At 73.1% G+C, this 14,896-nt stretch carries 8 protein-coding genes; 4 read left to right on the plus strand and 4 right to left on the minus strand.

The window, feature by feature from the left end:
- Nucleotides 1-55: 55 nt before the first annotated feature.
- The gene (gene fxsT, locus O7609_RS18540) at nt 56-3,076 is read left to right on the plus strand and encodes an FxSxx-COOH system tetratricopeptide repeat protein (RefSeq protein ID WP_269743915.1); all 3,021 of its coding nucleotides are present in this window, start codon (nt 56-58) and stop codon (nt 3,074-3,076) included.
- A 114-nt stretch (nt 3,077-3,190) separates the two neighbouring features.
- On the opposite strand, the gene O7609_RS18545 is transcribed toward fxsT, so the two are convergent.
- From O7609_RS18545 to O7609_RS18555, 3 genes are all read right to left on the minus strand, one after another.
- Nucleotides 3,191-7,090, minus strand: coding sequence for a multifunctional oxoglutarate decarboxylase/oxoglutarate dehydrogenase thiamine pyrophosphate-binding subunit/dihydrolipoyllysine-residue succinyltransferase subunit (locus O7609_RS18545; protein ID WP_269735878.1), 3,900 nt, complete (start codon nt 7,088-7,090; stop codon nt 3,191-3,193).
- Nucleotides 7,091-7,395: 305 nt separating this feature from the next.
- Nucleotides 7,396-8,448, minus strand: a complete 1,053-nt coding sequence (locus O7609_RS18550; RefSeq protein ID WP_269737205.1) for a HAMP domain-containing sensor histidine kinase — start codon at nt 8,446-8,448, stop codon at nt 7,396-7,398.
- 91 nt (nt 8,449-8,539) lie between these two features.
- The gene (locus O7609_RS18555) at nt 8,540-9,304 is read right to left on the minus strand and encodes a response regulator transcription factor (protein WP_269735877.1); all 765 of its coding nucleotides are present in this window, start codon (nt 9,302-9,304) and stop codon (nt 8,540-8,542) included.
- 221 nt (nt 9,305-9,525) lie between these two features.
- Here O7609_RS18555 and O7609_RS18560 point away from each other — a divergent pair, with 221 nt between their 5' ends.
- The 3 genes from O7609_RS18560 (at nt 9,526) to O7609_RS18570 (ending at nt 13,770) form a co-directional block, all read left to right on the plus strand.
- On the plus strand, nt 9,526-10,347 hold the full coding sequence (locus O7609_RS18560; protein WP_269735876.1) for a rhomboid-like protein: 822 nt from the start codon (nt 9,526-9,528) through the stop codon (nt 10,345-10,347).
- Between the two features lie 284 nt (nt 10,348-10,631).
- The gene (gene lon, locus O7609_RS18565; RefSeq protein WP_269735875.1) at nt 10,632-13,055 is read left to right on the plus strand and encodes an endopeptidase La; all 2,424 of its coding nucleotides are present in this window, start codon (nt 10,632-10,634) and stop codon (nt 13,053-13,055) included.
- Nucleotides 13,056-13,314: 259 nt separating this feature from the next.
- Entirely contained in the window at nt 13,315-13,770 is a 456-nt protein-coding gene (locus O7609_RS18570) for a MarR family winged helix-turn-helix transcriptional regulator (RefSeq protein WP_269735874.1), read from the plus strand.
- A gap of 60 nt (nt 13,771-13,830) precedes the next feature.
- Here O7609_RS18570 and O7609_RS18575 read toward each other — a convergent pair whose 3' ends face one another.
- Nucleotides 13,831-14,628, minus strand: coding sequence for a hypothetical protein (locus O7609_RS18575; protein WP_269735873.1), 798 nt, complete (start codon nt 14,626-14,628; stop codon nt 13,831-13,833).
- Nucleotides 14,629-14,896 lie beyond the last annotated feature (268 nt).

The raw sequence follows: 14,896 nt of genomic DNA on the forward strand, positions 1-14,896 counted from the left end.
TCTCTCGCGTCGGTCGGCGGGGCGGCGCGGTCCTACGCAACGAGGGAGCGTGCGCATGGCCGCACAGCGGCATTCGGCAGGCAGCGGGGCGGTAGCGCACCGCAGCGAACATTTCGTCATCGCCTTCCCCGGCTACAACCGGCCCTGGGCGTCCTGGATCGCCCGGCGGCTGGAGGCCTACCGCCACACCACCACGCTGCACCGCTGGGACCCGCCCCGCGACGAGCCGCTGGAGTCCGCGTTCGCGGACCTCCTGCTGTCGGGCAGCCGGGTGATCCTCGTCCTGAGCGACTGGTTCTTCCAGCTCGGCCCGCGCCGCGAGGGCGAGTGGAACGAGGTGCTGCGCGGCTATCTGCGGGAGAACGCCGACCGGTTCGCCGCCGTCAGCCTCACCAACCGCACCCTGCTCCCGGCCACCACCGTCCTCCAGCCCGTCGACCTGTGGTCCGTCGGTGCGGAGGAGGCCGAGTGGCGGCTGCTGACGCGGCTCGGGCTTCCGACCAACGCGCCGGAGCGCACGCTGGGCGGCGGCTCCCGCTACCCCAACGACCCGCCCGTCGTCTGGGGCGAGGTGCCGCTGCGCAACCCCCGCTTCACCGGCCGCGAGGACCTGTTGATGGAGCTCCAGCAGCGGCTGACCGACGCCCAGCACGGCATGTCGGCCTGCGCTCTCGTCGGGATGCCCGGCATCGGGAAGTCGCAGCTCGCCGCCGAGTACGCGCATCGCTTCACGCCGGACTACGACGTCGTCTGGTGGATCCCCTCGGACCTGCGCGGCACCCTGCGTGAACGGTACGGCGAGCTCGCCCCCGAGCTCGGGCTGTCCGTCGGCACCGAGACCGGTGAGCGCATCCGCGTCGTGCGGGAGGCGCTGCGCCGGGGCGACCCGTACGGGCGCTGGCTGCTCGTCTTCGACGGCTGGGACGACGTCGAGGCCGCCGACGTCCTGCTCCCGCAGGGCTACAGCGGGCACGCCCTGATCACCTCGCGCAACCGGAACTGGGGCCGCACGGTCGACGTCCTGGAGGTACCCGGCTTCCAGCGCTACGAGTCGGCCGCCTATCTGATGCGCCGGGCGGCCCACGTCACGGTGGGCGACGCCGAACGCGTCGCCGAGGAGCACTGGGACGTCCCTCTGTCGCTGGACCAGGCCGCGGCACTGCTGGACGAGACCCAGATGCCCGTCTCCGAGTACCTGCGCATGGTCCGGGACACCGTCACGCCGCTGCGGGGGCGGGCGGAGCTGGAGGGCTACTCCGACTCCTCCCTCACCTCCTGGTCCATCATGATCAACCGGCTGCGGGCGGCCCAGCCGCGCGCCGTCGAGCTGCTGACCCTGGCCACCTGCTTCGCCCCGGGGCGCATTCCGATCGGCCTCGTTCACGGGGTCCCGCAGGGCGACCTCCCCGACCGGCTGTCCTGGATCGCCGACGACCCGACGGGCTGGTCCCGCGCCCTGGACGCCCTCGTCAACTACTCCGTCATCACCCGCGACAGCCGCGGCGCGGCCGCCGCGTCCAGCGGGGGCGAGCCCAGCCCCCGGCACGAGACGATCCACATGCACCGGCTCGTCCACGAGGTGATGGGACGGCTGACCACCGCCGAGGACCGCGAGACCTACCGCAGGGTCGTGCGCAGGCTGCTCGCCGAGGCCGACCCCGGACAGCCCTTGGAGGCCGCCCAGTGGCCCCGCTACGCCGAGCTGCTGCCGCACCTGGAGCCCTCCGGGGCGTTGAGCAGCACCCACGCCCGCGTCCAGGCCACCGTGCTCAACTGCCTCAGCTACTGTCTGCGCGCCGGTGAGTACGTCCTCGGCAACCAGCTCGCCGAACGCGTCCGACTGCGCTGGTCCGAGTTCCTGGAGCCCGGCTCCCGCCGCATGCTCGAACTCACCACACAGCAGGGCAACATCCTGCGCAACATGGGGCACTTCCGCACCGCCTACGAGCTCGACCGCAGCATGCTGGAACGGCTGCGGGCCGCCGGGCAGCCCGACGAGAACTCCCTGCTGACGGCACGGAACAGCTACGCCCAGGACCTGCACTACCTCGGCCAGTACGAGGAGTCGCTGCAGCTCCAGCGCGAGGTGCTGGAGACGGCCCTGCGGGTGCGCGGCCCGGAGAACTACACCACCCTGACCAACCGCCACAACGTGGCGCTCGCCCTGCGCATGCTCGGCCGCTACGCCGAGGCGTACGAGATGGACGTCGAGACGCTGCGGCTGCGCGAGTCCCTGCTGCGCCCCCGGCACGCGGCGACCCTCTTCTCCGGCACCGCCTGCGCCCGCGACCTGCGGCTGATGGGCCGCTACCGGGACGCGCTGGCCCGCCAGGAGCTCGTCGTCCGGCTGCACCTCCAGGTGCTCGGGGCCCAGCACCCGCAGACGCTGGCGGCCCGCGCCAACCTGGTGCTGTGCGAACGGCGGGCCGGCGGCCCGCACCAGGAGGTCGGCCGGGTCATGGCGAGCCTGCTGGAGCAGTACGAGCAGGTCTACGGTGCCCGTCACCACCAGACGGCCGTCTTCCGCACGGACTACGCCAACTACCTGCGCGAGCACGGCGACCTCGACCTCGCCCGGGAGTACCTGGAGCAGGCCGCCGCCGTCTTCCGCGACGTCCTGGGGCCCGCCCACCCGATCACCACCGGCATGCTGTCCAACGCGGGGCTCGTCCTCCAGGCCGCGGGCGAGCGGGCCGAGGCCATGGCCGTCTTCGAGTCCGCCTACGCCGGGCTGGCCGCCACGCTCGGCTACGACCACCCGTGGGTCCTGGGCTGCGCGCTCAACGCCGCGCGCGGCCGCAACTTCAACGACCGGCTGGAGGACGCCGCCGAGCTCAGCCGGGACACCCTGCGCCGCTCGCGGCGGTCCCTGGGGGAGGACCACCCCATGACGCTCTCCGCGCAGACCGGGCTCGTGGCCGACCTGCGCTCGCTGCGCGAGCGGACCGAGGCCGACAAGCAGGAGGACGACGCCCTCCAGCGGCTCACCCGCACCCTCGGCGCCCAGCACCCGCACACGCTCTCCGCCCAGCGCCGGGTGCGGCCCTACTGGGACCTGGAGGCCACCATGGGCTGAGCGCCACGCCCAGCCGGCGCCGTCCCACGGGACGCCCGGGGAAACGGCCCGGGGCCGGGCCTCTCCCAGGAGAGGCCCGGCCCCGGGCGGGTTCCGGCCGCGGGTGCGTCGGCGTCAGATGTCGAAGACCTCCGACACCAGCTCCGACTGCTCCTGTGCGTGCCGCTTCGGCGAGCCGACCGCCGGCGAGGAGGACGACGGACGGGAGACCCGGCGCAGCCGGTCCGCGTTGTCCGGCGCCGCGCCGATGATCAGGTCCAGGTGGTCCACCAGGTTCAGCGCGATGAACGGCCACGCACCCTGGTTGGCCGGCTCCTCCTGGGCCCACACGTACTTCTGGGCCTTGGTGAAGGGGGCCAGCGCCTCCTGGATCTCCTTGGCGGGCAGTGGGTAGAGCCGCTCGATGCGGATGAGCGCCGTGTCCGTCGCGCCCCGCTTGCGCCGCTCGGCGTCCAGGTCGTAGTAGACCTTGCCGGAGCAGAAGACGACCTTGCGGATCGCCTCGGCGCTCACCTCGCCGGAGTCGACGAGCGTGTCGCCGATGACCGGGCGGAAGCCGCCGCTGAGGAACTCCTCCGTCCTGGAGGCCGCGGCCTTGAGCCGGAGCATCGACTTCGGGGTGAAGACGACCAGCGGCTTGTGGTGCGGGTTGTGGACCTGCCAGCGCAGCAGGTGGAAGTAGTTCGACGGCAGCGTCGGCATCGCGACGGTCATGCTGTTCTGCGCGCAGAGCTGCAGGAACCGTTCGATGCGGGCCGAGGAGTGGTCCGGCCCCTGGCCCTCGTAGCCGTGCGGCAGCAGCAGGGTGACGCCGGAGGTCTGGGCCCACTTCTGCTCGGCCGAGGAGATGAACTCGTCGACGATCGTCTGGGCGCCGTTGACGAAGTCGCCGAACTGCGCCTCCCACATCACCAGCGCCTCGGGGCGGGCCAGCGAGTAGCCGTACTCGAAGCCCATCGCCGCGAACTCGCTCAGCAGCGAGTCGTAGACGTTGAACCGCGCCTGGTCCTTGCCCAGGTACAGCAGCGGCGTGTAGTCGTCGCCGGTGTTCTGGTCGATGAGCACCGCGTGCCGCTGGCCGAAGGTGCCGCGGCGCGAGTCCTGGCCCGCCAGCCGCACCGGGGTGCCCTCCATCAGCAGCGAGCCGATGGCCAGCGTCTCGCCCATGCCCCAGTCGATCGTGCCGTCCTCGACCATCGCCATGCGGCGCTGGAGCTGCGGCAGCAGCCTCGGGTGGACGGCGATCCGGTCGGGGATGTTGACCTGGGACTCGGCGATCCGCTTGACGACCTCCTCGCTGACGGCGGTGTCCAGCGCGACCGGGAACTCCGGCTTGACCGCCGGTGCCCCGGCGGCCTCGCCCGGCGTCACGGCAGCGGCCTCGCGGACCTCCGTGAACACCTTCTCCAGCTGCCCCTGGAAGTCCTGGAGCGCCTGCTCCGCCTCCTCCATCGTGATGTCGCCCCGGCCGATCAGCGACTCGGTGTACAGCTTGCGTACCGAGCGCTTCTTGTCGATCAGGTTGTACATCCGCGGCTGGGTGAACTGCGGGTTGTCGGTCTCGTTGTGACCGCGGCGGCGGTAGCAGACGAGGTCGATGACGACGTCCTTGTTGAACGCCTGGCGGAACTCGAAGGCGAGCCGGCCCACGCGGACCACGGCCTCCGGGTCGTCCCCGTTGACGTGGAAGATCGGGGCCTCGATCATCCGCGCCACGTCGGTGCAGTACATCGACGAGCGGGCCGCCTCGGGCGCGGCGGTGAAGCCGACCTGGTTGTTGATGACGATGTGCACCGTGCCGCCGGTGCGGTAACCGCGCAGCTGGGACATGTTCAGCGTCTCGGCCACGACGCCCTGGCCGGCGAAGGCCGCGTCGCCGTGGAGCTGGACCGGGAGGACGGTGAAGTCCGTGCCGCCCTTGCCGATGATGTCCTGCTTGGCGCGGGCCACGCCCTCGACGACCGGGTCCACGGCCTCCAGGTGGGAGGGGTTCGCGGTGAGCGAGACGTTGATCTTCTCGCCGTCCAGGCCCGTGAACTCGCCCTCGGCGCCGAGGTGGTACTTCACGTCGCCGGAGCCGTGCATCGACTTCGGGTCGAGGTTGCCCTCGAACTCGCGGAAGATCTGGGCGTAGGACTTGCCGACGATGTTGGCGAGCACGTTCAGCCGGCCGCGGTGCGGCATGCCGATGACGACCTCGTCCAGCCGGGACTCGGCAGCGGAGTCGATGACGGCGTCGAGCAGCGGGATGACGGACTCGCCGCCCTCCAGCGAGAACCGCTTCTGGCCGACGTACTTCGTCTGCAGGAACGTCTCGAACGCCTCGGCGGCGTTCAGCCGCCGCAGGATGCGCAGCTGCTCCTCGCGCTCGGGCGAGGTGTGCGGGCGCTCGACCCGGTCCTGGATCCACTTGCGCTGCTTCGGGTCCTGGATGTGCATGTACTCGATGCCGGTGGTGCGGCAGTACGAGTCGCGCAGGACGCCGAGGATGTCGCGCAGCTTGAGCATCGACTTGCCGGCGAAGCCGCCGACGGCGAACTCTCGCTCCAGGTCCCACAGGGTCAGCCCGTGGGAGGCGATGTCCAGGTCGGGGTGCTTGCGCTGCTTGTACTCCAGCGGGTCGGTGTCGGCCATGACGTGGCCGCGCACCCGGTAGGAGTGGATCAGGTCGAAGACGCGGGCGGCCTTGGTGACCTCGTCGTCGTGGGAGACGTCGATGTCCTGGTTCCAGCGCACGGGCTCGTACGGGATGCGCAGGGACTCGAAGATCTCGTCGTAGAAGTCGTTCTGCCCCAGCAGGAGCTGGTGCATCTGGCGCAGGAACTCGCCGGAGGCCGCGCCCTGGATGACCCGGTGGTCGTAGGTCGAGGTGAGCGTCATCACCTTGGAGACGCCCAGCTTGTTCAGGGTGTCCTGGGAGGCGCCCTGGAACTCGGCCGGGTACTCCATCGCGCCGACACCGACGATCAGGCCCTGCCCGGGCATCAGCCGCGGCACGGAGTGCACGGTGCCGATGCCGCCCGGGTTGGTGAGGGAGGCGGTGACGCCGGTGAAGTCGTCCATCGTCAGCTTGCCGTCGCGGGCGCGGCGGACGATGTCCTCGTAGGCCTGCCAGAACTCGAAGAAGGTGAGCGTCTCGGCCCGCTTGATCGCGGCGACGACGAGCTGGCGGTCGCCGTTCGGCTTCACCAGGTCGATGGCCAGGCCCAGGTTCACGTGCTCCGGCTTGACCAGCGTGGGCTTGCCGTCCTTCTCGGTGAACGAGTGGTTCATCGAGGGCATCGCCTTCAGCGCCTGCACCATGGCGTAGCCGATGAGGTGCGTGAAGGACACCTTGCCGCCGCGGGCGCGCTTGAGGTGGTTGTTGATGACGATGCGGTTGTCGAAGAGCAGCTTCACCGGGACGGCGCGCACGGACGTGGCCGTGGGCAGCTCCAGCGAGGCGTTCATGTTCTTCGCGACGGCGGCGCCGGGCCCGCGCAGCGTGACGTACTCGGGCCCCGTGCTCTCCTCGGCGGGAGCCGGCTTGGGCTTCGGCTGCTCCTTCGGGGTGGCGGCCCGCGTCTTCGGGGCGGCCTGCGGCTCCGCCTTCGGGGTGGCCTCGGTGGCCGCCCTGGGCGCCGCGGGCGCGGGCTCCGCCGGCCGTGCCGGTGCCGCGGGGGCCTGGGCCGCCGGGGTCTGGGCGGCCGGGGTCTGGGCGGCCGGAGCCGGAGCGGCCGGAGCCGCAGCGGGCTGCGGGGGCGTGGCAGGCCGCACGTCGGCGGCCGGTGCGGGCCGGGCCTGCGTGGGGGCGGCGGCTGCGGGAGCCTGCGGCTCTCCGCTCGTCGTCTTGCCCGGCTTGTAGTCGGCGAAGAAATCCCACCAGGCCCGGTCAACCGAGTGCGGGTCCTGGAGGTACTGCTGGTAGATCTCGTCGACGAGCCACTCGTTGGGACCGAAACCGGTGGCCGGGCTCTTGCTTTGCCCGTCCTGGTCGGTCGAGATGCTCGAGGTGTTCGGGGACTGTGACGACACGGCGGCAACCGCCCTCTTCCGCTTCACATGGTGGTGGACAGCGGAAATAAAGGCTACGCCTCTGATGCGCTTCGGTGCAGTCCGGACCGGCCAGTCGTCGTGTACGTCACATCTCAGCGTGTGTTTCAGGGCACGGTGAGGTGGGAAAGACAATTGATTTCAGCCGTCCGGGTACGCGAACCCGGGGCTGTGGCGCGAGACTGCCACAGCCTTTCGAAGGTGTCGCCGGTTCACGCGGACTTCACGCCGTGGACGCTCCGGCGCCCGACGGCGGCCCGCCGGCGGACGTCGGCGTCGAGCCTACGTCAACCCCGCACCCGGCCGAGACCCGGAAGGATGACGACCATCCGGCAGCCCCGGGACGACTCGGCGACCCTGATCCGGCCCCCGTGCAGATCCACCGCCCACCGGGCGATGGCCAGGCCGAGCCCCGTCCCGCCGTCGCCCGCCTGGGCGCTCGCCGTCCGCCCGAACCGCTCGAAGACCCGCTCCCGGTCCGGCTCGGGGATGCCGGGCCCCTCGTCCTGCACCTCCAGCACCAGGCTCTGCGGCTGCCGCCCCGGCCGGGCCGCGACGCTCACCCGGCCGTGCGGCGGACTGTGCTTGACGGCGTTGTCGATGAGATTGGCCACGACCTGGTGGAGCCGGGCGGTGTCGGCGTGCGCGGTCAGCTCCGGCGGCGAGACGTCCAGGTGCAGGTGCACGTCGGTGCGCGCGTGGCCCTGGCCCTTGCTCATGTTCGCCTCCTTGAGCACGTTGGCCAGATAGGGCCACACCTCGAAGCGGCGGACGTGCAGGGGCACCACGCCGTGGTCCAGCCGCGAGAGGTCGAGCAGCTGCTCCACCAGCCCGCCCAGCCGCTCCGTCTGCCGCAGGGCGGTGCGCATCGTCTCCGGATCGGCCTGCGAGACGCCGTCCACCACGTTCTCCAGCACCGCGCGCAGGGCGGCGATCGGGGTGCGCAGTTCGTGCGAGACGTTGGCCACCAGCTCCTTCCGGTGCTGGTCGGCGGCCTCCAGGTCGGCGGCCATCCGGTTGAACGTCGCCCCCAGCTCGCCCAGCTCGTCCCGGCGGTCGAAGCACACCCGGCGCGCGTAGTCCCCGAGCGCCATGGCCCGGGCGGCGTCCGTCAGCTCGTCCAGCGGGGCGGCCAGCCGCTGGGCCACGAACTGCGTGATCAGCAGCGAGGCGATGACCGCCAGGATGACGATCATGCGCAGCTCGATCGCCACGTTGAGGGCGACGAGGATCAGGAACGTGGTGATCCCCACCGAGGTGCTGACCAGCCAGCCGAGAGCGCCCTTGACCGAGCGGAACGGGTCCACGTGGCGCAGGGCCAGCCAGACCCTGGCCCGCAGCGAAGGCTCGGCCCGCTCGGCCCGGCGGGCCCGCGCGGCCGGCCCGCGCCGTCGCCGCGCGGCCGCCGGCCGGAAGCCGTGCACGCCCGGGTCAGACACCGTCGGCGGCGGGCGCCGGGGACTCCAGGGCGTAGCCCACGCCGTGGACCGTCCTGATGCGCTCGGCGCCGATCTTCCGGCGCAGCGCCTTGATGTGCGAGTCGACGGTGCGGGTGCCGGAGGCGTCCGTCCAGTCCCAGACCTCCGCGAGGAGCTGCTCCCGGGAGAGGACGGCGCGCGGCGAGTTCGCCAGGCACACCAGCAGGTCGAACTCCGTCGGCGTGAGGTGCACGTCCTCGCCGGTCACGCGGACCCGGCGCTGGGCGTGGTCGATCTCCAGTTCGCCCAGCCGCAGCGAGCCCGCGGGCGGCACCGAGGCGGCCTGGGCGGCCCGCTCCACGCGGCGCAGCAGCACGTGCACCCGCGCCGCCAGCTCCCGCATCGAGAACGGCTTCGTCATGTAGTCGTCGGCGCCCACGCCGAGGCCCACGAGCATGTCCGTCTCGTCGTCCCGCGCGGTCAGCATGAGCACCGGCACCGGTCGTCTGGCCTGGACCCGACGGCACACCTCGAGGCCGTCGTAGCCGGGCAGCATGACGTCCAGGACCAGCAGCTCCGGGCCCCAGCTCTCGGCCGCCGCCACCGCGGCCGGCCCGTCGGCCGCCGTCTGCACGGCGAACCCCTCCGCGCGCAGCCGGGCGGCGACCGCCTCCACGATGGTCGGATCGTCCTCGACCACCAGGATGCGGCGCTGCGCGCCGGGCGTGGCCGCCGCTCCCGCACCGGCCTGGCCGTGCCCCGTGTTCGTGTGCTCCATCTGCCCCGCCTGCCTGTGCCATACCGAGGTGTGTGGCAGAAGCGTACGGGTGCCGCGCCGCACCGGGCCATGCCGGGCCCACCCGCCCGGTTCCCGGCCATGACATGCGCTCACGGCCGGTTGACAGGTGTGGCGCCGACCACTGACATTGACCGAGGACCGGGACGTTGGGCGGGCCCGGCCGCTTGAGCACGTGCCCGCAGAGGGAAGGAGCCCGGTCGATGCGGACCACAGTACGGGCGGCGTCACGCGTCCGGGCCGCGGCCGGCGAGGGTGCCCCCGCCCCGCAGCCCCCCTCGGCCGGGCGGGCGGGCCGCCCCACGGGCGCCCCCGGGCCGTCCGGTGCGGACCGGGCGGGCACCCCGCCGAGGCCGCCGCACCTGCCCCCGCACCGCCACCTGGCCCGGCTCCTGCCGGACCCCAAGGGCACCCCGTTCACGTTCTGCTACCTGCTGCTCCTGATCGGGACGACGCTGCTCACGGAGTTCGGCGACCCGGAGGTCGTCGGCCGCTGGCTGGCCGGCTCCAGCACCGACGTCGAGCACCTGGCCAAGGAGCCGCTGTTCGTGCTCTTCGCGAGCGCGCTGTTCTACAACGGGCCGCTGCTGGCGCCGATCGCCTTCGGCTTCGTCTTCGCCCTGACGGGGCTGGAGCGCCGTGTCGGCGGCTGGCGGACGGCGGCCGTCTTCATCGCCGGGCACGTCCTGGCCACGCTGGCCACCCAGCTCACCGTCGCGGTGGCCGTCGCGCTCGACCACCTGCCGCGCTCCTCCCTCACCCGGCTGGACTACGGCATCAGCTGCGGTGTCCTGGCCTGCGCGGGCGCCCTCGCGGGCGTGCTCTACGTCACCTGGCTGCGCTGGCTGCTGCTCGCCGGGCTCACCACCGTCGTCATCGCCGACCTCGTCACCCTGACGGACCCGGTCACCGACTGGAGCCATCTGCTGGCGCTCCTGACCGGCATCGCGCTGTGGCCCCTCCTGCGCCGCTACCAGCGCCAGGGATCGGCCGCGCGCCGGTCCGGCGGCGGCTCGGCCGCGTAGCGGCCCCGCCGCGCCTCGGAGGTCCCGCGCCGGAGGCGCAGGGCCGGCAGGGCCAGCCCCCGGCACCGGAGTCGGTGCGCACCCCGGGGTGCCCCCGCGGGCGCGTCGCCGGCCACGGGTGCCCTGGGGCCGGTCGCGCGGTTCCCCGCGCCGCTTCGGGGCGAGACCTCCCCGTCCGCTCCTGGCGAACGTCGTCCGGGCCGGGGAACACTTCGGGCGCCCGCGGCATTGACCCCGGCACACGTGAGCCGTCAAGGCTCAACTTGCTTGCCGAGGGAAAGGTCATGGCTGTGTCACAGGAGACCCTCACCCTGCCCGTGGTGCCGCTCGACGACGACGTGGTCCTGCCCGGCATGGTCGTCCCGCTGGACCTGACGGAGCCCGAGGTCCGCGCGGCCGTCGAGGCCGCCCGGGCGGCGGCACCGGCGGGGGAGAAGCCCCGCGTGCTGCTCGTCCCGCGGATGGACGGGACGTACGCGGCGGTCGGCGTCCTCGGCCGGGTCGAACAGGTCGGACGGCTCGCCGACGGCGACCCCGGCGCCCTGATCCGCGGCCTGCGCCGCGTCCGCATCGGCGCCGGCACCAGCGGCCCCGGCGCCGCCCTGTGGGTGGACGGCACCCGGATCGACGAGCACGTGCCGGACCCGCTGCCGGGGGCCGTCGCGGAGCTGGCCGAGAAGTACAGGGCCCTCACCACCTCCTGGCTGCGCAAGCGCGGCGCCTGGCAGGTCGTGGACCGGGTGCAGCAGATCGAGGACGTCGCCGCCCTCGCCGACAACGCGGGCTACTCGCCGTTCCTCAGCGTGGAGCAGCGCGTCGAACTGCTGCAGACCACGGACCCGGCCGCCCGGCTGAAGCTCGCCGTCACCTGGCTGAGCGAGCACCTCGCCGAGGAGGAGGTCGCCGAGTCCATCGCCAAGGACGTGCAGGACGGCGTGGACCGCCAGCAGCGGGAGTTCCTCCTGCGGCGCCAGCTGGAGGCCGTCCGCAAGGAGCTGGCCGGGCTCACCGGGGACGACGAGGACCCGGGCGAGGACTACCGGGCCCGCATCGAGGCGGCGCACCTCCCCGAGGACGTGCGCAAGGCCGCCCTGAAGGAGGCCGACCGGCTGGAGCGCGCCTCGGACCAGAGCCCGGAGAGCGGCTGGATCCGCACCTGGCTCGACACCGTCCTCGAACTGCCGTGGAACGAGCGCACCGAGGACGCCTACGACATCCCCGGCGCCCGGGCCGTGCTCGACGCCGACCACGCCGGGCTGGACGACGTCAAGGAGCGCATCACCGAGTACCTGGCCGTCCGTAAGCGCCGGGCCGGGCGGTGCGGGACCGACGACACGGACCGCGCCGCGGCCCCCCGGCACTCCGGCGGAGCCGTACTCGCGCTCCTCGGCCCTCCGGGGGTCGGCAAGACGTCGCTGGGGGCCTCGGTCGCCCGGGCCATGGGCCGCAGCTTCGTCCGCGTCGCACTCGGCGGCGTCCGGGACGAGGCGGAGATCCGCGGTCACCGGCGCACCTACGTCGGCGCCCTGCCCGGCCGCATCGTGCGGGCCGTCAAGGAGGCGGGGACGATGAATCCGGTCGTGCTGCTCGACGAGGTCGACAAGCTCGGCTCCGACTTCCGCGGCGACCCCGCGGCCGCCCTCCTGGAGGTGCTCGACCCGGCACAGAACCACACCTTCCGCGATCACTACCTGGAGGTCGAACTCGACCTGAGCGACGTCGTCTTCCTCGCGACGGCCAACGTCCCGGAGGCCATCCCGCAGCCGCTGCTGGACCGGATGGACCTCGTCCGCCTGGACGGCTACACGGAGGAGGAGAAGGTCACCATCGCCCGCGACCACCTGCTGCCCCGCCAGCTCGGCCTGGCCGGGCTGGACGCCGACGAGGTGACCGTCACCGAGGAGGCACTGCGACGGCTCGCCGGCGAGTACACGCGGGAGGCCGGCGTCCGCTCGCTGGAGCGCCACCTGGCCCGGCTGCTGCGCAAGATCGTGGCGCGCGGCGAACTGGGGGAGCAGCACCTGCCCGCCACGGTGGGCCCCGGGGAACTGCGGGAGCTGCTGGGCCGCCCGCACCACACTCCCGAGTCCGCCCAGGACCCGGAGCGCCGCCGCACGGCCGTGCCGGGCGTGGCGACCGGGCTCGCCGTCACCGGTACCGGAGGCGACGTCCTCCATGTCGAGGCCTCGCTCGCCGATCCGGAGACGGGCGGCGCCGGACTCACGCTGACCGGCCAGCTCGGCGACGTCATGAAGGAGTCCGGGCAGCTCGCCCTGTCCTACCTGCGCTCGCGCGGCGCCGAACTGGAGCTGCCCGTCGGGGACCTGAAGGAGCGCGGCGTCCATCTGCACGTCCCGGCCGGGGCCGTGCCCAAGGACGGGCCGAGCGCGGGCATCACCATGATCACCGCGCTCGCCTCGCTGCTCAGCGGCCGTCAGGTGCGCCCTGACGTGGCGATGACCGGCGAGGTCTCGCTGACCGGCCGGGTCCTGCCCATCGGGGGCCTCAAGCAGAAGCTGCTCGCGGCACACCGGGCCGGGATCACGGAAGTGATCATTCCGCAGCGCAACGAGCCGGACCTGGACGACGTCCCCGAGGACATCCTCGCCGATCTCACCGTCCACCCCGTCTCGGACGTCCGCCGGGTGCTGGAGCTGGCGTTGGCACCGGCGACGTCCGACGGGCACCGCGTCCCGCTGGCGGCGTGACCCGCGGCGCCCCGGGGCCCGCGTCCTCCCCGGCGGGGGCGCGGGCCCCCGGGGCGCGGCGCGACGGCGGAGCCGCCCGCGAAGCCCTGCGTAATACTGGCGTGACGTCCGAGAAGCCCGCAGAAGCCCGAAGCCCGAAGCCCGAAGCCCGAAGCCCGAAGCCCGAAGCCCGAAGCCCGAAGCCCGAAGCCCGAAGCCCGAAGCCCGAAGCCCGAAGCCCGAAGCCCGAAGCCCGGAAGCCGGGAAGGAGAAAGCCGACATGAACCACGGGTCCGCCCCCGAGGTGCTCGACCTCGAACGCGAGCTGTCGGTCCTGCTCCGGCGGGCCCGCGCGTCCTCGGGTGAGATGGCCCGTGCGGTCCACCCCGACCTGGAGCCGTCCGCCTACGGGATCATGGTGCGGCTGGACGAGGCCGGGGCCCTGCGCGCCACCGAACTGGCCGGCTACATCGGCGTCGGCAAGGGCACGATGAGCCGTCAGCTCAGCGCACTGGAGGCACTCGGGCTGCTCGTGCGCACCCCCGATCCCGCCGACGGCCGGGCCTTTCTCGTCGATCTCACGACCGAGGGCCGGGAACGCTTCGCCCGCGTGCGGCAGGCCCGGCGCGAGCGCTATCTGCGCAAGCTCGCGGACTGGGAACGCTCCGACATCGCCGAGCTGGCCCGACTCCTCCACCGCCTCAACACCCCGGAGGACGCCGAGGGCCAGCCCTGAGCGCCGGTGGCACCCCGGCCCCCGGCCCGGCGGCCGCAGGGCCCCGGCCCGTCCCGGCCCTCAGAACACGACGAGGGCGGCGGTCGCGTCGTCCCGCGCCTTGCCCCGGGGGTGGGTGACGCCGTCCGGGTCGGCCGCCTCGGCCTCCCGCACCTGGGAGACCACCGCCTCCGGGCCGTGTTCGCGCAGTGCGGTGCTCAGCGCCGTCCAGTCGCCCAGGGCGAAGGTCTCGGTCCAGCGGGCGGCACCGTCCGTCAGGGCGGCCAGCGAGCGGAGCCGGGCGCGCGGCGTCGTCCCGGTGACGGCCCGTTCGGCGACGGCGGGGTCGGCGGCGGCGGTGAAGAAACCGCCCGCAACGTTGCGCAGCGACTCGATCCGGGCGGCCCGGCGGCCCGGCGGCGCGGTGCGTGCCAGGGCCCGCACCCGGTCCAGCCGGTCGTCCAGGACGGGCACCACCGTCCCGTCGGCTGACCCGAGCAGCAGCACGGAGTCGGAGAGGACCAGATGCTCGACGACGTCCTCGTCCCACCGCACGGCGATCACCGTCGCCTGGGGGGTGCGCCTGTGAGAAAGATCACAGGTTGAACGGTGCTCGGAAGAGGTACGCAGCACTGCTGCGGCCAGGCACTGGGTCAGCGTCATATCCCGGCGCGAAGCGGACAGTTCCAGCAAACCACCGCCCAGTCGCGCGGTGAACCACGGGACGCCGTGGTGGCAGCCGTCGGGGCCGTCGGGCGGCGTCACCCCGTCCAGGACGACGACGGCGCCGCCCCGGCCGTCCCCCGGCAGGACCGCCGAAACGAGGTCCTCGTTGGGGACTTCACCGCTTCCCGGCCGGGTGGTCATCTCCACGCGCATGGTGCCAGTGTGCCGAAGTCGCGCCCGGTGGCGGTGCCGTGGCGCCGAGGCGGGCCGCGGCGTCATCCCCGCGAGGGGCGGGATCAGGGCGATACCACGGTGGGTCGCTCGCCGTTCGTGGGCCTTTCCCCCCGGATCTACCGGAATCAAGCGGTCCGTGAAACTGCGGGTGCGCATCCTGTCACGCCCCGGCACATGTTCCAAGCCCCGGAACCCCGCCCGCCACCCGGGCGGAGGCGCTCGGAGTTGTTCCACGTCACATCGGTGA

It is taken from the genome of Streptomyces sp. WMMC1477, assembly GCF_027460245.1.
Lineage (GTDB): Bacteria > Actinomycetota > Actinomycetes > Streptomycetales > Streptomycetaceae > Streptomyces.